General features: G+C 67.2%; 16 protein-coding genes and 1 pseudogene. 13 read left to right on the top strand and 4 right to left on the bottom strand.

Annotation, left to right across the window (positions count from 1 at the left end):
- Nucleotides 1–12 precede the first annotated feature (12 nt).
- The 3 genes and pseudogenes from BGO20_RS12460 to BGO20_RS12470 all read right to left on the bottom strand — a co-directional run.
- Nucleotides 13–1,506, bottom strand: coding sequence for an aldehyde dehydrogenase family protein (locus BGO20_RS12460; protein WP_291663675.1), 1,494 nt, complete (start codon nucleotides 1,504–1,506; stop codon nucleotides 13–15).
- Nucleotides 1,503–2,255 (bottom strand): mandelate racemase/muconate lactonizing enzyme family protein, encoded by a 753-nt coding sequence (locus tag BGO20_RS12465; RefSeq protein ID WP_291663956.1) that lies wholly within the window; start codon nucleotides 2,253–2,255, stop codon nucleotides 1,503–1,505. Before BGO20_RS12465 ends, BGO20_RS12460 begins: the two co-directional genes overlap by 4 nt.
- Before the next feature lie 48 nt (nucleotides 2,256–2,303).
- Nucleotides 2,304–2,618, bottom strand: a pseudogene (locus BGO20_RS12470) (mandelate racemase/muconate lactonizing enzyme family protein); the annotation flags it as partial.
- 129 nt (nucleotides 2,619–2,747) lie between these two features.
- On the opposite strand from BGO20_RS12470, the gene pdxR reads away from it, so the two are divergent.
- The 6 genes from pdxR (at nucleotide 2,748) to BGO20_RS12500 (ending at nucleotide 10,404) form a co-directional block, all read left to right on the top strand.
- The gene (gene pdxR / locus BGO20_RS12475) at nucleotides 2,748–4,301 is read left to right on the top strand and encodes a MocR-like pyridoxine biosynthesis transcription factor PdxR (protein WP_291663673.1); all 1,554 of its coding nucleotides are present in this window, start codon (nucleotides 2,748–2,750) and stop codon (nucleotides 4,299–4,301) included.
- Between the two features lie 56 nt (nucleotides 4,302–4,357).
- The gene (locus BGO20_RS12480) at nucleotides 4,358–5,968 is read left to right on the top strand and encodes a GMC family oxidoreductase (RefSeq protein WP_291663671.1); all 1,611 of its coding nucleotides are present in this window, start codon (nucleotides 4,358–4,360) and stop codon (nucleotides 5,966–5,968) included.
- 56 nt (nucleotides 5,969–6,024) lie between these two features.
- Nucleotides 6,025–6,369 (top strand): RidA family protein, encoded by a 345-nt coding sequence (locus BGO20_RS12485; RefSeq protein WP_291663669.1) that lies wholly within the window; start codon nucleotides 6,025–6,027, stop codon nucleotides 6,367–6,369.
- Between the two features lie 92 nt (nucleotides 6,370–6,461).
- Nucleotides 6,462–7,829 carry a glutamine synthetase family protein gene (locus BGO20_RS12490; protein WP_291663667.1) on the top strand — a complete coding sequence of 456 codons (1,368 nt, stop codon included), beginning with the start codon at nucleotides 6,462–6,464 and terminating at the stop codon, nucleotides 7,827–7,829.
- A 47-nt stretch (nucleotides 7,830–7,876) separates the two neighbouring features.
- A complete protein-coding gene (locus BGO20_RS12495; protein ID WP_291663666.1) occupies nucleotides 7,877–9,259 on the top strand; it encodes an aldehyde dehydrogenase family protein in 1,383 nt (460 codons plus the stop codon).
- Nucleotides 9,259–10,404 (top strand): iron-containing alcohol dehydrogenase, encoded by a 1,146-nt coding sequence (locus BGO20_RS12500; RefSeq protein ID WP_291663663.1) that lies wholly within the window; start codon nucleotides 9,259–9,261, stop codon nucleotides 10,402–10,404. The genes BGO20_RS12495 and BGO20_RS12500 overlap by 1 nt, the downstream gene beginning before the upstream one ends.
- 175 nt (nucleotides 10,405–10,579) lie before the next feature.
- Here the strand turns inward: BGO20_RS12500 and BGO20_RS12505 are convergent, their stop codons facing one another.
- Nucleotides 10,580–11,764 carry a MalY/PatB family protein gene (locus BGO20_RS12505; RefSeq protein ID WP_291663661.1) on the bottom strand — a complete coding sequence of 395 codons (1,185 nt, stop codon included), beginning with the start codon at nucleotides 11,762–11,764 and terminating at the stop codon, nucleotides 10,580–10,582.
- Nucleotides 11,765–11,981: 217 nt separating this feature from the next.
- On the opposite strand from BGO20_RS12505, the gene BGO20_RS12510 reads away from it, so the two are divergent.
- From BGO20_RS12510 to arsC, 7 genes are all read left to right on the top strand, one after another.
- Nucleotides 11,982–12,272 (top strand): sulfurtransferase TusA family protein, encoded by a 291-nt coding sequence (locus BGO20_RS12510; RefSeq protein ID WP_291663659.1) that lies wholly within the window; start codon nucleotides 11,982–11,984, stop codon nucleotides 12,270–12,272.
- 31 nt (nucleotides 12,273–12,303) lie between these two features.
- Nucleotides 12,304–12,666: a DsrE family protein gene (locus tag BGO20_RS12515; protein WP_291663657.1), complete on the top strand. Its 363-nt coding sequence runs from the start codon at nucleotides 12,304–12,306 to the stop codon at nucleotides 12,664–12,666.
- A gap of 7 nt (nucleotides 12,667–12,673) precedes the next feature.
- Nucleotides 12,674–12,961, top strand: a complete 288-nt coding sequence (locus tag BGO20_RS12520) for a hypothetical protein (RefSeq protein WP_291663655.1) — start codon at nucleotides 12,674–12,676, stop codon at nucleotides 12,959–12,961.
- Nucleotide 12,962: 1 nt separating this feature from the next.
- The gene (locus BGO20_RS12525; RefSeq protein WP_291663654.1) at nucleotides 12,963–14,465 is read left to right on the top strand and encodes a 5-methyltetrahydropteroyltriglutamate--homocysteine methyltransferase; all 1,503 of its coding nucleotides are present in this window, start codon (nucleotides 12,963–12,965) and stop codon (nucleotides 14,463–14,465) included.
- A gap of 212 nt (nucleotides 14,466–14,677) precedes the next feature.
- Nucleotides 14,678–15,034, top strand: coding sequence for an ArsR/SmtB family transcription factor (locus tag BGO20_RS12530; RefSeq protein ID WP_291663652.1), 357 nt, complete (start codon nucleotides 14,678–14,680; stop codon nucleotides 15,032–15,034).
- Nucleotides 15,027–15,554: an arsenate reductase ArsC gene (locus tag BGO20_RS12535; RefSeq protein WP_291663651.1), complete on the top strand. Its 528-nt coding sequence runs from the start codon at nucleotides 15,027–15,029 to the stop codon at nucleotides 15,552–15,554. The genes BGO20_RS12530 and BGO20_RS12535 overlap by 8 nt, the downstream gene beginning before the upstream one ends.
- The gene (gene arsC / locus BGO20_RS12540; RefSeq protein ID WP_291663649.1) at nucleotides 15,554–15,979 is read left to right on the top strand and encodes an arsenate reductase (glutaredoxin); all 426 of its coding nucleotides are present in this window, start codon (nucleotides 15,554–15,556) and stop codon (nucleotides 15,977–15,979) included. The genes BGO20_RS12535 and arsC overlap by 1 nt, the downstream gene beginning before the upstream one ends.
- The last annotated feature ends 2 nt before the right edge of the window (nucleotides 15,980–15,981 follow it).

The following is a 15,981-nucleotide window of genomic DNA, read 5'->3' on the forward strand; positions in this document are numbered from 1 at the left end:
CGTCCCCCCGGATCAGATCCGCGCCACCACACTCTTAAGCTTGCAGTAGGAGCGCAAGCCCGCCATGCCCTTGGCGCGGCCGAAGCCGGATTTGCGGTTGCCGCCGAAGGGCATCGCGATGCCGCCCGCAAAGAACTCGTTGATGTAGACCTGCCCCGCATCGACCGCCCGGGCGAAACGCCAGGCCTTGGCGTGATCGCGCGTATAGATGCCGGCAACAAGCGCGTAGGAGGTGGCGTTCGCGGCGACGACTGCCGCCTCGAAATCGGGCATGACCTGCACTGTCAGCACCGGGCCGAAGATCTCCTCCTGCACCAGCGGATCGTCCGGCCCGGCAGCCAGCACGATGGTCGGTTGATAGAACCAGCCGCCGCCGCAATCCTCAGGCGGCACGACGGCACCACCAGTCAGGATGCGGTTGCCGGCGGCACGGGCGCGATCGACATGAGCTGCGACCCGCGCGAGCTGCGCGGGGGAATTGATCGGCCCGATGCCGGCATCGCCGAGGCCATGGCCCGGCCGCAGCGCCTGCGCGCCGGCGACGAGACGCTCAAGCAAGGGCTCGGCGATCGCCTCCTCGACGATCAGGCGTGAGCCGGCCGAGCAGATCTGCCCGGCATTCTCGAAGATCGCTTCCATGATCCCGGCCACCGCCGCGTCGAGATCGCAATCCGCCAGCACCACGAGGGGCGACTTGCCGCCAAGTTCCAGCACGAGCCGGGTGACATGTTCGGCCGCGGCCCGCATCACGCGCTGCCCGGTGGCGACCGAGCCGGTGAAGGTGATGTGGTCGATGCCCGGATGGGCGACGAGCGCCGCTCCGGCCTCGGCGCCGGTGCCGGCGACGACATTGAGCACGCCTGCGGGCAACCCGGCCTCATGCAGCAATTCCGCCAGCATCAACGTGGTGAAGGGCGTCTGCTCGGCCGGCTTGACGACCAGCGTGCAGCCGGCCGCGAGCGCGGGGGCGATGCCGCGCGCCGCCGTCGAGAGCGGATAGTTCCAGGGCACGATCTGCGCGGCGACACCGACCGGCTCCTCGATCGTCAGCCCGATATGGTCGTGGCCCAGCGGCATGCTGTCGCCATGCAGCTTGTCGGCTGCCCCGGCGTAATAGGCGAAGGCCTTCACGACACCGCCGACATCGCCTTCGGCTTCCGCGAGGCGCTTGCCGGAATCGAGGGTCTCGACCACGGCGAAACGGGCGGCGCGCTCCGCGATCAGGCGGCTTGCCCGCATCAGGATGTCGCCACGCTGAGCCGGGCTCAGACGCGACCATGGGCCTGACAGCGCCGCGCGGGCGGCGGCGACCGCCCGGTCGATATCGGCGTCGTCGCCGGCCGCGACCGTGGCGAAGGCCTTGCCCCGGCCGGGATCGAAGCTCTCCATCCGCCGCGCGGACGCGGAATCGACGAAGTGCCCATCGATGAAATGCCCGCCCGGCAGGCCGGCGAGCGTGCCCGTCCTGACGGCCTCGGCGACGAGCTCGGCACGATCCAGGATCACGCGCCGATCTCCGTGAGCTGATAGGCGGCCTTGTCGAGCCAGGACGGCTCGATCTCGACACCCCAGCCCGGTCCGTCCGGAATCGCCACCATGCCGTCGCGTGCCTGCGGCGGGTTGCGCAGCAGGCCCTGCTCCCACGGATAATAATCCGGCCCCTCGATCGAGAATTCGACATAGGGGCCGGCATTGGCGAGCGCGCCCATGATGTGCAGCGTGAACACCGTCACCAGCGTCTGGTTGGCCGAATGCGGCGTCACCGGCAGGCCCGCCTCCTGCGCCCAGCGCGCGACCTTCAGCATCCGCCCGACGCCGCCGATATAGCAGACGTCCGGCTGCACGACGTCGACGACGCGCCCGTCGATCATGGCGCGCCAGACCGCGAGGTCGCAGTCCTGCTCGCCGCCGGTGACGTCGAGATCTAGCGCCTCGCGGACCTCGCGCGTCCAGGCGTGCTCCCAATAGGGACAGGGCTCCTCGAAATGAACGATGCCGTGATCCTGCAGCATCCTGCCGACCGCGATCGCCTTGGCCGGCGAATAGGCGCTGTTGCCATCGACGAGCAGCGTCGCGTCAGGGCCGAGCGCCCGCCTGATCTGCGGCACGATCGCCTCCGTCCGGCCCGGCCATTCGTCGATGTCGCGGCCGCATTCGCGCCCGACCCGGAACTTGAAGGCGCCGTAGCCATGGGCATCGCGCAGGCGCAGGAAACGCTCGGCCTCGGCCTCCGGCGTGATCTCGCCACGCTTCATGCTGGACGCATAGACTGGGAAGGGCCGCGGCGTGCCGCCGAGCAGTTCGCAGACGCTCTTCCGCTCGATCCGGCCGCGCAGATCCCACAGGGCGGTGTCGAGCCCTGTCATGGCGCGGCAGAGATAGGAGCCAGGGAACTTGTGCTCGCGCTCGCCGATGGTCGCGATCAGTTCGTCGATCTCGACGGCGTTCTCGCCGATCGCCCAGCGCGCGACCTGCCGGTGGAAGACGGTCGCGGTGATGTCGGCATTGTAGGGCGAGAACTGGCCCCAGCCCTGGCTGCCATCCTCGCAGGTGGCGCGGACGAAGCCGACGTCCTGCGTCGAGAAGCTTTCGAGCCGGGTGATTTTCATGGGATGGCGCTGTCCGTTCTGCGGTCGCCGCCCGGCGGAAGCGCAGGTAGCTCTCGGCCGGCAGGAAGGGCTTGAATTGGTCTGATCCCAAGGTCCATTCTCGCCAAAGTTTCAGTCCACTCGGAAAGGCGAGGGCACATGGTCAAGCGCGAGGAAGGTGCGCTGCTCCAGTCGATCGTCCTCGATCGGGAGGGGCAGCACGGACTCAGCGTCCAGATTTGCGCCGGACTGCGCGAGTTGATCTTGGGCGGCGCATTGAAGGTCGGGGAACGTTTGCCGGCAACCCGTACGCTGGCGCAGGAATTCGGGGTCGCGCGCACGACGATCGTCGAGAGCTTCGAGCGCCTTGCAGCGGAAGGGTTGATCGAGACGCGCGTCGGTTCGGGCACCTATGTCAGCCGGGCGCTCGCCAATGAGCGTCCCGAGCCGACGGCCGCTCCAGTCGCCCCCCCGACGGCACGCGTCCGGCTGGCGCAGGCCATGGATGCGGCGTCGAAGCTGTTCGGAACCCGCCTGTCGCATCAGCCTCGGGCTTTTACCACCGCCATGCCGGCGTTCGACGCCTTCCCGATGGCGCAATGGGCCAGGCTCTCGGGCAAGCACTGGCGCAAGCCGCGCCATCAGGTCCTCGGCTATCCAGATCCGCATGGCGAACGCAGCCTGCGTCAGGCCATTGCCGCGCATCTCCGGCTCAATCGCGGCATTGCCTGCGAATGGCAGCAGGTCTTCGTGGTGGCGGGCGCACAGCAGGCCTTCCAGCTCATTGCGGCCACGCTGCTCGACCCGGGCGACAAGGTCTGGTTCGAGAATCCGGGCGCGATCGGGGCACGCAACAGCCTGATCCAGTCGGGCGCCGAACTCGTGCCCGTCCCGGTCGACGAAGCCGGGATCGTGGTCGAGGAGGGTGTGCGGCGGGCGCCTGCGTTCCGGCTGGCCTTCGTGACGCCGGCGCATCAGCAGCCGCTCGGAGCAAAGATGAGCCTGGAGCGGCGGCTCGCTCTGCTGGAAGCGGCCGAGAGCAGCGGCGGCTGGATCATCGAGGACGATTGGGACGGCGAGTTCTGTTTTCAGGGCGCGCCGATGGCGACCCTGACGAGCATCGATCGCAGCGGCCGTGTGATCTATGTCGGGACGTTTTCCAAGACGCTGTTTCCCTCGCTGCGCCTGGGCTTTCTCGTCGCTCCGCCGCATCTGGTCGAGCAGATCGGCATCTGTCTCGATGCGTTTTCTCCCGGCGTTCCGACCGCGTTGCAGGGCATTGTCGCCGATTTCATCGTCGAGGGGCATTTTGCGACGCATGTGCGCCGCATGCGCAAGCTGTATCAGGAGCGCTATCAGGCGCTGGAGGAAGCGGTGCGCGAGCAACTGGCTCCGGATCTGGAGGTGGTGCCGACGCAGACCGGCATGCATACCGTCGCCTTTCTGCGCCCCGGGCTCGATGCCGTCGCGATGACGCGGATGGCGTCACGGCGCGGTGTCACGGTCGCTCCGATCAGCCGGTTCTGCCTCGAGCCGATCGCCCGCGACGGACTCGTGCTCGGCTTCAGCGGCTTCACCCCGGCCGAGATCCGCGCCGGCGTCCTCGACTTGCGCCACTGCATCCGGGAACTTGCTGAGGTAGGGGCCGGGGCAGGATATTGGACTGGTGACTCAGCGGGAATGGTCCTTAGCAGGGAGCCCAATTTTCCCTAGAGGCATAAGGGCGGGAGGCTGACGGCTTCCCGTTTCGCACTGGCGGGGCAGTCATCGTGACGGAATGGGACGTGATCATCGTCGGGGCGGGCTCGGCTGGCTGCGTCCTCGCCGGGAGGCTTGCCGATGCCGGCTGGGGAACGGTTCTCGTCGTTGAAGCGGGTCCCCAGGACCGCAGCCCGTGGATCCACCTGCCGATCGGCTACGGCAAGACCTTCTATCACCCCCGACTGAACTGGATGTACCGGACCGTTTCCCAACCGGCGCTGGACGGGCGCGAGATCTACCAGCCGCGCGGCAAGGTGGTCGGCGGGTCGAGTTCGATCAATGCGATGGTTTATGCGCGTGGCCAGGCCGAGGATTTCGAGGAGTGGGAGCGGCTCGGCAATCCAGGCTGGGGCTGGGCCGAGGTGCTAGCCGCCTACCGGCGCATGGAGGATCATGCGCTTGGCTCGTCCTCCTGGCACGGCGCCGGTGGTCCGCTCCATGTCGAGGAGATCGCCGGCCAGGCCCATCCGCTGACGCCGCTTTTCATCGAGGCGGCCGGGGAGGCGGGGCTGCCGTTCAACGCAGATCTCAACGGCGCCAGCTGCGAAGGCGCCGGCTTCTACCAGATCACCACCCGGGGCGGGCGGCGCGAATCCGCTGCACGCGCCTTTCTGCACCCGGCACGCCGGCGGGGGCGTCTCCGGCTCGAGACAGATGCGCTGGTTACGCGCATCCTGGTCGAACAGCGGCGTGCCGTCGGCGTGGAGGTCCACCGGGGCGGTGAGATCCAGCGCTATCGTGCCCGCAGGGAGGTCGTGCTGGCCGGCGGCGCGTTCAATTCGCCGCAACTGCTTCAACTCTCGGGGATCGGCCCGCCGGAACTGCTCGCAAGCCATGGCATCGCGCCGCTTCGCGATCTGCCGGCGGTCGGTCGCAACCTGCAGGACCATCTCTGCTACGATCACGTCTATCGTTCCAGGCAGCCGAGCCTGAACGAGGCGCTTCTTTCCTGGCCTGCCCGCGTCGGCATGGTCGCGAACTATCTCCTGAGGCGACGGGGGCCGCTCTCTCTCAGCGTCAACCAGGGCGGCGGTTTCTTCCGAACCAGGCCGGAGCTTTCGCGCCCGGACATGCAGCTCTATTTCTCACCGCTGAGCTATGAGCGCGCCGTGCCGGGCGTTCGCGCCCTGATGAAGCCTGATCCCTTTCCCGGCTTCAGCCTCAGCGTTTCGCCCTGCCGGCCAGCAAGCCGCGGCCATGTCGCGATCCGGTCCCCCGACCCGCGGCTCGCGCCGGAAATCGCTCCGAACTATCTCGCCGAGCCCGAGGATATCCACACGCTGCTGGCCGGCGCACGCTTCCTGCGCCGCCTCGCCGCGACGCCGACCTTGGCCGCGCTGATCGACGCGGAAATCCGGCCTGGCCCGGAGGCGGCCGACGAGGATGCCCATCTCGCCGCGATCCGCCGCAACGCCTATTCCGTCTTCCATCCCTGCGGCACCTGCAGGATGGGTCCGGATCCGCGGACAGCCGTCGTCGATGCGCGCCTGCGCGTGCATGGGGTCGAAGGGCTGCGTGTCGCGGACGCGTCGATCTTCCCGACGATTCCCTCCGGCAACATCAACGCTCCGGCGATGATGGTCGGCGAGCGCGCGGCGGCATTGATGATGGGCCCATGAGCGGCCGCAGATCCCACCGGCCGGCGCCCGCCGGTCCATTCCCCGGAGACGAAACCATGATCGAACGCCACGAAGTGACGGGACGGCTGAGCAAGGTGCTGGTTGCAAACGGCTTCGCCTTCCTGTCCGGCCTGACCGCAGCCGATCGCAGCGGCGGGGTGCGCGAGCAGACCACGGACATCCTGCGCCAGATCGACGGCTACCTCGCTGCCGTCGGCAGCGACAAGACCCGCATTGTCGTCGCCAACATATGGCTCAAGGATATCGCGAGTTTCGGCGAGATGAACGCCGCCTGGGATGCCTGGGTCGATCGCGACCGGCCGCCGGCACGCGCGACGGTGGAATCGCGGCTCGCGGCCGAGAATATCCTGGTCGAGATCCAGGTGCAGGCGCTGGTCTGATCTCTGCATGCCGCGCCGGGCGAAGCGCGAGCCAGCCGTTTCGCCCGAAGCATTCCCGTGTGAAGATCAGGCCTTGGAGATGGATGACCGGCATGACGCAAGCCTACACGCTCGACGCTCTGAGAGACGATGTCACCGCCGGCCGCATCGATACGGTGCTCGCCTGTCTGGTCGACATGCAGGGGCGCCTGATGGGCAAGCGCTTCCATGCCGCCTTCTTCCTCGAAAGCGGGTATCACGAGACCCATAGCTGCAACTACCTGCTCGCCACCGACATGGAGATGGAAACCGTAGCCGGCTATGCGGCGACGAGCTGGGCCGCCGGCTATGGCGACTACACGATGAAGCCGGACCTTTCGACCCTGTGCCGCGTGCCCTGGCTCGAAGGCACGGCGCTCGTGCTCTGCGACGTGCTCGACCATCACGGCCACGACATCCCGCATTCGCCCCGCGCGGTGCTGAAGAAGCAGGTGAAGCGGCTCGAGGCCATGGGGCTCAAGGCCTATATGGCGACCGAGCTCGAATTCTTCCTGTTCGACCAGAGCTACGAGAACGCCTGCGCCAGCGGCTATCGGGATCTCAAGACCGCGAGCAGCTACAACGAGGACTACCACATCTTCCAGACGACCAAGGAAGAGGCGGTGATGCGCGCGATCCGCAACGGCCTGCAGGGCGCCGGCATTCCCGTCGAGAACTCCAAGGGCGAGGCCTCGGCCGGGCAGGAGGAGATCAATGTCCGCTATGCCGACGCGCTGACGATGGCGGACCGGCATGCGATCATCAAAAACGCCTGCAAGGAGATCGCCTGGGCGCAGGGCAAGTCGATCACCTTCCTCGCCAAATGGAGCAACGCGCATGCCGGCTCCTCCTCGCATATCCACCAGTCGCTCTGGAGCGCCGACGGCAAGACCCCGCATTTCCTCGATGCGCAGGCGCCGCACGGCATGTCGCCGTTGATGCGGAACTATGTGGCGGGGCTGCTCGCGCACGCTTCCGACATCACCGGTTTCCTCGCGCCCTATATCAATTCCTACAAGCGCTTCGTCGCCGGCACCTTCGCGCCGACCAAGGCGGTCTGGAGCGCCGACAACCGGACGGCCGGCTACCGGCTCTGCGGCGCCGGCACCAAGGGCATCCGCATCGAATGCCGGGTCGGCGGCTCCGACCTCAACCCCTATCTCGCGATGGCGGCGCTGCTTGCGGCCGGGATCGACGGCATCGAGAAGAGGATGGAGCTGGAAGAGGCCTTCGTCGGCGATGCCTATGGCGACCGGAACGTCCGCGAAATCCCAAAAACCCTGCGCGACGCGACCGTGGCGCTGAAGGGCTCGGCGATGCTGCGCAAGGCTTTCGGCGACGACGTGATCGACCATTATGTCCGCGCCGCCGAATGGGAGCAGGAGGAGTACGATCGCCGGATCACCGATTGGGAAGTGAAGCGCGGTTTTGAACGCGCCTGACCCGGCCCTCCCTCTCCCAGCCCATTTCAGCCAAACGGATAGTGACGATGACGATGATCCGATGCGTGTCGCCGGTGGACGGCTCGGTTTATGCCGAGCGGCCGGCTCTCAGCCTCGACGAGGCCAAGGCCGTGGTCGCGCGCGCCCGCAAGGCCCAAAAGGCCTGGGCGAAGCGTCCGCTCGACGAGCGCATCGCGCTGGTGCTCAAGGGCGTCGCGCGGCTCAACGAGATGGGCGACGAGGTCGTCACCGAGCTCGCTTGGCAGATGGGCCGGCCGGTGAAATATGGCGGCGAGTTCAAGGGCTTCAACGAGCGCTCGAACTACATGGCCTCGATCGCCGGCGAGGCGCTGGCGCCTGTCGTCATCGAGGACAGCGCGGCGTTCAAGCGCTTCATCGCGCGGGAGCCGCATGGCATCGTCTTCGTGATCGCGCCGTGGAACTACCCCTATATGACCGCGATCAACTCGGTCGCGCCAGCGCTCATCGCTGGCAATGCAGTCGTCCTCAAGCATGCCAGCCAGACATTACTGACCGGCGAGCGGCTGGCGCGCGCCTTCCACGAGGCCGGCGTGCCGGAAGAGGTCTTCGCCAATGTCTTCCTCGACCATGAGACGTCCTCGCGCCTGGTCGCCGAGAAGCAGTTCGACTTCATCAACTTCACCGGCTCGGTCGCGGGCGGGCAGGCGATCGAGCGCGCCGCGGCCGGCACCTTCACCGGGATCGGGCTGGAACTCGGCGGCAAGGACCCCGGCTATGTCATGGAGGATGCCGATATCGACAAGGCGGTCGACACGTTGATGGACGGCGCGACCTTCAATTCCGGCCAATGCTGCTGCGGCATCGAGCGCATCTATGTCCACGAGAGCCTCTACGACGCCTTCGTCGAGAAATCGGTCGCCTGGGTCTCGAACTACCGGCTCGGCAACCCGCTCGACCCCGAAACCTCGCTCGGTCCGATGGCGCATAAGCGCTTCGCCCAGGTGGTGCGCGAGCAGATCGCGGAGGCCACCGCGAAGGGCGCACGCGCGCTGGTCGATCCGAAGCTTTTCCCGCAGGACGATGGCGGCGCATATCTCGCGCCGCAGATCCTGGTCGATGTCGACCATTCCATGACGATCATGCGCGAGGAGACCTTCGGCCCGGCGGTCGGCATCATGAAGGTGCGCGATGACGCCGAGGCTCTCGCGCTGATGAACGATTCCAAATACGGTCTCACCGCCTCGCTCTGGACCGGCGATGCCGAGCGCGCCGCGCGGCTGGGCGAGCAGATCGAAACCGGCACCGTCTTCATGAACCGCGCCGATTATCTCGACCCGGCCCTGTGCTGGACCGGCGTTAAGGAGACCGGCCGCGGCGGCTCGCTCTCGGTCATCGGCTTCCACAACCTCACCCGCCCGAAATCCTACCATCTGAAGAGAGCTGGCTGATGCCGATCACCGCGAACTGGAGCTATCCGACCGCCGTCAAGCTGGGCGCCGGGCGGATCAGGGAACTGGCCGATCACTGCAAGGCGCTCGGCATGAAGCGGCCGCTGCTGGTCACCGATCGCGGGCTGGCAAGCATGGCGATCACCGCCAACGCGCTCGACATCCTCGAGGCCGGCGGGCTCGGCCGGGCGATCTTCGCCGATGTCGACCCCAACCCGGACGACCGCAATCTCGACGACGGCGTCCGCGCCTTCAAGGCCGGCGGGCATGACGGCGTCGTCGCCTTCGGCGGCGGCTCCGGCCTCGACCTCGGCAAATGCGTGGCCTTCATGGCCGGGCAGACCCGCCCGGTCTGGGATTTCGAGGATGTCGGCGACTGGTGGATGCGCGCCTCCGTCGAGGGCATCGCGCCGATCGTCGCCGTGCCGACCACGGCGGGAACCGGCTCCGAGGTCGGGCGCGCCTCGGTCATCACCAATTCGCAGACCCATACCAAGAAGATCATCTTCCACCCGAAATTCCTGCCGGGCGTGACGATCTGCGACCCCGAACTCACCGTCGGCATGCCCAAGGCGATCACCGCCGGCACCGGCATGGACGCCTTCGCGCATTGCCTGGAGGCCTATTCCTCGCCGTTCTTCCATCCGATGAGCCAGGGCATCGCGCTCGAAGGCATGCGGCTGGTGAAGACCTATCTGCCGCGCGCCTATGCGGACGGCTGCGATATCGAGGCGCGCACGCAGATGATGGCTGCCGCCGCGATGGGCGCCGTCGCCTTCCAGAAGGGGCTGGGCGCGATCCATTCGCTCTCCCACCCGGTCGGCGCGGTCTATCACACGCATCACGGCACCACGAACGCGGTGGTGATGCCGCCGGTGCTGCGCTTCAATCGCCCGGCGATCGAGGAGAAGATCGCGGCGGCGGCAGCCTATCTCGGCATCGCCGGGGGCTTCGACGGCTTCTACGATTTCGTGTTGAAGCTGCGCGCCGATCTCGGCATCCCCGACAAGCTCGCCGCGCTCGGCGTCGGCACCGACCGGATCGACGAACTGGCCGAGGCCGCCGTGGCCGACCCCTCGACCGGCGGAAACCCGGTCGAGCTTACGGTCGATGCGGCACGGAGGTTGCTGATCGAGTCGATCTGAATGGCGTCGCGCGCGGCTAGCCACGCGCCGAGAGGCCGGCGCCGCGCACGGAGGCTTGAGGCCATGATCCTGCCGGCGCCAAGCCGGCTTCAGCGGCGATCCTGCTGCAAGGCCAAGGGCGGCGAGCCTGACGCGCAGCGGCATCCGGCTCAGGGCCGCCGCGCCGCCATGAAGGCTATTGCAGGTCTGCGAAGGCGTCGCGCAACCGGTCGACGGCCTCGGCGACGACGTCGCGCGGCGTCGCGATGTTGAACCGCAGGAAGCTTTGGCCGCCCTTGCCGAAGGTCGGGCCGTGATTGGCCGCGATCCTGGCCTGCTTCTCCACCCGGCTCGTGAATTCGGCCGCGTCCATGCCGGTTCCCGAGAAATCGACCCAGGCGAGATAGGTCGCTTCGAGCGGCATCGAGCGCAGGCCGGGGATCGCGTTCACGGCTTCGTCGAAGAGCCGGCGATTGCCGTCGAGATAGCCGTTTAGCGCATCGACCCAGGCTGCGCCTTCGGGGCTGTAGGCCGCCGTCGCGGTGACGATCCCGAAGGAATTCGGCGAGATGCCGAGCGCGTCCATGCGGCGGCGAAAGCGCGTCCGCAATGTCTCGTCGGGAATGATGACGTTGCCGACATGCGCTCCGGCGATGTTGAAGGTCTTGGTCGTCGACGTCATCATCACCAGCCGGTCCAGGATATCGGGGGCTGCAACCGGCATGACCAGATGCCGGTTGCCCGGCATCACGAGATCATGGTGGATCTCGTCCGATACGAGGATCAGGTCGTGGCGCTTGCAGAAGGCCGCGATCTCGCGCAGCTCTTCCCGCGACCAGACCCGCCCGCCCGGATTGTGGGGCGAGCACAGGATCAGCATGCGCTCGTCGCCGCGCATCAGGGCATCCCAGCCCGGAATGTCGAGGACGTAGCGGCCATCGGCGAGGGCGAGGGGGCATTCGACGACTTTCCGCCCCGCAGCCGCCACGACGCGCGCGAATGCATGATAGACCGGTGTCATCAGCACCACGCCGTCTCCCGGAGCGGTGAAGGCGTCGACGCAGAGCGCGGTGCCGTTGACGAGGCCATGCGTCGTGAAGATCGACCCCGGCGCGACATCCCAGCCGTGGCGGTTCTCCATCCACCAGCGGATGGCGTCGACATAGGCGCGGTCGTCTCCGAAATAGCCGTAGATGCCGTGGCTGGTCATGCCTTCAAGCGCGGCCTGCACGCAGGCCGGCGGCCTGAAATCCATGTCGGCCACCCACATGGCGATGCCGCCTTCCGACGGTACGCCATAGATCGATTCCATCATGTCCCATTTGGCGGAATGCGTGCCGCGCCGGTCGATGCGCTCGGAGAAGTTCGGAGGAGTAGGCATGGGAATCCTGCGGTTGCCGGCTGTCGGATGGCTCGCCATAGCAGCTTCGCCAGCGTTCGGGCAGCCGCCGGAACGCGCTCCTGCAGTGCTTGACGTGAAACGCGCTGCCGATAAGGTCAGGCCGGTAGCTGCTCCTTGCGCGCCATGCCCGGTCGGGGCTGGCCAACTGCCGTGCTCGGCAGGGCGTAGGCGGGAGCGGGCTGCTTTTCGGAACAGGATGCGTGTCCGTGCCCGCCGGCTGCTGCCGCGCGAGCGATGCGGGGCTGCCATGGATGTTGTCGCGGCATCGGAGAGCTACGACGCGGGCGAGATGGGCTGCGGTGAGCTCGTCATGGTGCTGCGCACGAAGCTTCGGGCCATGCCGGGGCAGGTTCTGCGCGTGGTCGCGCGCGATCCCGGCGCGTCCGAGGACATCCCGGCCTGGTGCCGCATGACCGGCCACGAGCTTGCCCGCCATGAGCCGGAAACCTACAGCTTCTGGATCCGCGCGCGGGCGAACCGGAGCTGATCAACCTGGAAACGTCGCGAAGGAGCCTGCCATGCCCGGAAAGTTCGTCGTCTCGATCAGCGTCGCCAAGAACGACACCGACAAGGCCACCGTCGGATTCGTCATCGCCAACGCGGCGGTGGCATCGGACAGGGAGACAGTGGTCTTCCTTTCGATAGAGGGAACGAGGCTCTCGCAGAGGGGCTATGCCGACGACGTTCACGAGGAGGGTTTTGCACCGCTGCAGGAACTCATGACGAACTTCGCGGCAGCCGGCGGTACGATCTATGTCTGCTCGCCCTGCTTCAAGAAGCGCGGTCTCGACGAGGAGAACCTCGTCAGCGGCGCCAAGATCGTCGGAGGCGCCAAGCTCGTCGAATTCATGGGCGAGGGCATCCCTTCCATCAGCTACTGAGACCGCCATGGGCCCGCGTCGCATCGCCCTTGCCGTCGCCCTTCTGGCGGGCCTCGGCTATCTCGGGCTGAGCTACCTGTCCTTCGAAATGCCCGAGACCGTGGTCGCTGCCGAGGATTGCGGTTTCCTGCCCGACGAGTTCGTCGGAGCGGGCAAGCTCACTTATGGGTGCCGTCAGGCCTGGTGGATCCGTTTCCGGCATGACAAGGAGGTCTTCTCGCTGCCCCCGGTGGTGACGACTCTGGGTTTTGTCGGCCTTGCGGTCGCGGCCGCGCGGCATCGCCGGAGGACTTGAGATGGAGCCGGTCGCGACCCATGCCCACGTCCCCGATACCGGCTTCGATGGCGGCGATCTCGACTGCGGCAACGGCCTGCTGCTGCTGATCCGCAAGCATATCGATCCGCTGCCGCGCGGCGGCCTGCTCGAAATCCTCTCGACCGAGATTTCGGTCGACGAGGATCTGCCCGCCTGGTGCCGGTTGACCGGCAACGAACTCGTCTCCTGGACGAAGGTGCAGCGGCAACGCTCCTTCCTGATCTGCAAGGGAAGCCTGGCGGAGCGTGTCCGGGAGCCGGGCGTGCCGCCCTCGGTTCCCGCGTCACCGGGCGCCCAGCCGTCGCGGCATCGCGTGCCGCTCGGCGCACCGCCGATCCCCGCGCTCGCGGTGATGGGCATCGGCTCCTGGCCAAGGCCGCGCTGGATGCTCGAAGCGATGCATGCCCATGTCGAGGGCAGGCTCTCCGAAGCTGCCTTCCAGGAAACGGCTGACGACGCCGTGCGCCTGTCCATCGCCGCGCAGGAGCGGGCCGGCGTCGACGTCGTCACCGACGGAGAGCAGCGGCGAGACAGCTATGCGAGCTTCGTTGCCAGCCGCCTGGACAATTGCCAGCTCATTCCGCTGGTCGACCTGCTGCCTCTCGTTGATCATCCCGAGGAATTCGAGGCTGAACTGCGCGCGCTAGACATCCCGGCCGGCGAAGTCCGCCACCCGGCCGTTTTCGGCCGGCTTGCCCGCTCGCGCCCTCTGGTCGCCCACGAGGTCGATTTCGCGCGGAGGGTGACCGCGAAGCCGGTGAAGGTCGCGCTGCCGGGGCCCTATCTGTTGGCGCGCACGATGTGGATGGAATGCATCTCCGATCAGGCCTATGCCAGCCGGGAGGAGATCGCGCAGGACATCGTGCGCATCCTGCGCGAGGAAATCACCGAGCTGATGGACGGCGGAGCGGCACTCGTGCAGCTCGACGAGCCGGTCTTGTCGGAAGTCGTCTTCTCCGGAGCCAAGAGCCGGCGCTCCTTCATGTGTGGCGCGCTGTCCGAGTCGCTCGGTCCCACGCATGAGCTCGGCTTCGCGCGCGAATTGCTCAACGCGGTGCTCGATGGCTTCCCGCGCGAACGCACGGCCCTGCACGTCTGCCGCGGGAACTGGACGCCGGACGAGAGCGTGGCACTCGCCGGCAGTTACGCGCCGCTGCTCGAGACGCTGTCGCGGGTCAGGGTCGGAGCCTATCTATTGGAAATGTGCACGCCGCGCGCCGGCGAGATCGAGATTCTGAGCGCCTTGCCGCAGGATGCCCGCATTGGGATCGGCGTCGTCAACCAGAAGGACCCTGCCACGGAAGCCTCCGAGACGGTTCTGGCGCGGATCGAACAGGCGATCGATCTGTTTGGCCGCGAGCGCCTGCTGCTTCACCCCGATTGCGGCTTTGCCACCTTCGCCGACAACCCGATCTGCTGCACCGGCGCCGCGGAGGACAAGCTCGGCGCAATCGCGCGGGCGGTAGAGCGCCTGCGTCTCTAAGGCGTGCTCGGCAGCCGCGTGTCGCTCGCGGTGCCCAGGCGGGAAAGGTATCGGCGCGTGCCGATCGTCGAGCTGTCAACGATCCATCGGCATGCGCTGCGACTTGCGCGCCGGGAAGGCGGCACCGACGTAAAATCCAGTGCCTTGCCGATACCGCGCGTTCGTTGATTCAGGACTTGTGTCGATTTCGATATGTCGATAAATCTAGACATATGGAAATCGAATCGATCATCCTCGCCCTTGCGGCCCTGGCTCAGGGCACCCGTCTCGAGGTCTTCCGCCTGCTGGTTGCGGCGGAGCCGGAAGGGCTGCCGGCCGGGGAGGTCGCTCGTCGCCTTGCCGTTCCGCACAACACGATGTCGTCGCATCTGAGTATCCTCAGCCGCGCGGGGCTCGTTCGCTCGGAGCGCTTCAGCCGCTCGATCGTCTATCGGGCCGATCTCGACGCGTTGCGCTCGGTGCTGGCTTTCCTTCTCAAGGATTGCTGCGGCGGCCGCCCGGAAATCTGCGCGCCGCTGCTGGCCGAGCTCAGCCCCTGCTGCCCACCGAAGGCCATGACCGATGTCTGATCGCATCTACAACGTGCTGTTCCTCTGCACGCATAATTCCGCGCGCTCGATCATGGCCGAGGCCTTGCTCAATCATCTCGGGGCAGGGCGCTTCCAAGCCTTCTCCGCCGGCAGCGAAGGCGGGCCCGGGCCGAGACCGATGGCGCTCAAGGTGCTGCAAGCCGAAGGCATCCCGACCGATGGGTTGTCATCGAAGACCTGGGACGTGTTCGCGCAGCCCGGCGCACCGGTCATGGACCTCGTGATCACGGTCTGTGACCAGGCCGCCGGCGAGGCTTGCCCGCTTTGGCCGGGTCAGCCGATCACGGCGCATTGGGGCATCGAGGACCCGTCCGACGTTCAGGGCAGCGACATCGAGCGCGAACGCGCCTTTGTGACGGCGCTCCGCTATCTCCGCAATCGGATCAACGTCCTCCTGTCGCTGCCGGTGGCCAGCCTCGATGAGATGGCGCTGGCACGGCAGTTGCGGAAGATCGGGGAACTCGAAGGAGCGAGCGCCGGCCGCCCGGAGCGCACCTGATGGACGTAGTCATCTACCACAATCCTGCCTGCGGAACGTCCCGGAACACGCTGGGCCTGATCCGGAACGCGGGCGTCGAGCCGCATGTCATCGAATATCTCAAGACGCCGCCTTCGCGGACGCTTTTGAAGCAGCTCCTCGACCGGGCCGGGCTGTCGGTCAGGGACATCCTGCGCGAGAAGGGCACGCCCTTCGCCGAACTCCGCCTCGACGATCCCAGCCTGTCCGACGAGGCCCTGCTCGGCGCGATCGAAGCCCATCCCATCCTGATCAACCGGCCGCTGGTGGTATCGCCCAAAGGCGTGCGCCTGTGTCGTCCCTCCGAGGCCGTCCTGCCCTTGCTACCGCCGCAGCGCGGCGAATTCCGCAAGGAGGACGGCGAGCTCGTCGTCGATGCCTCCGGCCGTCCCATCGCACTCGCCTGAGG

Origin of the sequence: Allobosea sp. 67-29 (genome assembly GCF_001898115.1) — a bacterium.
In the GTDB taxonomy this organism is placed as follows: domain Bacteria; phylum Pseudomonadota; class Alphaproteobacteria; order Rhizobiales; family Beijerinckiaceae; genus Allobosea.

What these genes read in the sequence shown, in the direction of transcription:
- arsC (WP_291663649.1), top strand. Translation starts at nt 15,554, where the DNA reads ATGGACGTAGTCATCTACCACAATCCTGCCTGCGGAACGTCCCGGAAC.
- BGO20_RS12525 (WP_291663654.1), top strand. Translation starts at nt 12,963, where the DNA reads ATGGAGCCGGTCGCGACCCATGCCCACGTCCCCGATACCGGCTTCGAT.
- BGO20_RS12490 (WP_291663667.1), top strand. Translation starts at nt 6,462, where the DNA reads ATGACGCAAGCCTACACGCTCGACGCTCTGAGAGACGATGTCACCGCC.
- BGO20_RS12535 (WP_291663651.1), top strand. Translation starts at nt 15,027, where the DNA reads ATGTCTGATCGCATCTACAACGTGCTGTTCCTCTGCACGCATAATTCC.
- BGO20_RS12505 (WP_291663661.1), bottom strand. Translation starts at nt 11,764, where the DNA reads ATGCCTACTCCTCCGAACTTCTCCGAGCGCATCGACCGGCGCGGCACG.
- BGO20_RS12510 (WP_291663659.1), top strand. Translation starts at nt 11,982, where the DNA reads ATGCGTGTCCGTGCCCGCCGGCTGCTGCCGCGCGAGCGATGCGGGGCT.
- BGO20_RS12465 (WP_291663956.1), bottom strand. Translation starts at nt 2,255, where the DNA reads ATGAAGCGTGGCGAGATCACGCCGGAGGCCGAGGCCGAGCGTTTCCTG.
- BGO20_RS12515 (WP_291663657.1), top strand. Translation starts at nt 12,304, where the DNA reads ATGCCCGGAAAGTTCGTCGTCTCGATCAGCGTCGCCAAGAACGACACC.
- BGO20_RS12520 (WP_291663655.1), top strand. Translation starts at nt 12,674, where the DNA reads ATGGGCCCGCGTCGCATCGCCCTTGCCGTCGCCCTTCTGGCGGGCCTC.
- BGO20_RS12530 (WP_291663652.1), top strand. Translation starts at nt 14,678, where the DNA reads ATGGAAATCGAATCGATCATCCTCGCCCTTGCGGCCCTGGCTCAGGGC.
- BGO20_RS12485 (WP_291663669.1), top strand. Translation starts at nt 6,025, where the DNA reads ATGATCGAACGCCACGAAGTGACGGGACGGCTGAGCAAGGTGCTGGTT.
- BGO20_RS12495 (WP_291663666.1), top strand. Translation starts at nt 7,877, where the DNA reads ATGACGATGATCCGATGCGTGTCGCCGGTGGACGGCTCGGTTTATGCC.
- BGO20_RS12500 (WP_291663663.1), top strand. Translation starts at nt 9,259, where the DNA reads ATGCCGATCACCGCGAACTGGAGCTATCCGACCGCCGTCAAGCTGGGC.
- pdxR (WP_291663673.1), top strand. Translation starts at nt 2,748, where the DNA reads ATGGTCAAGCGCGAGGAAGGTGCGCTGCTCCAGTCGATCGTCCTCGAT.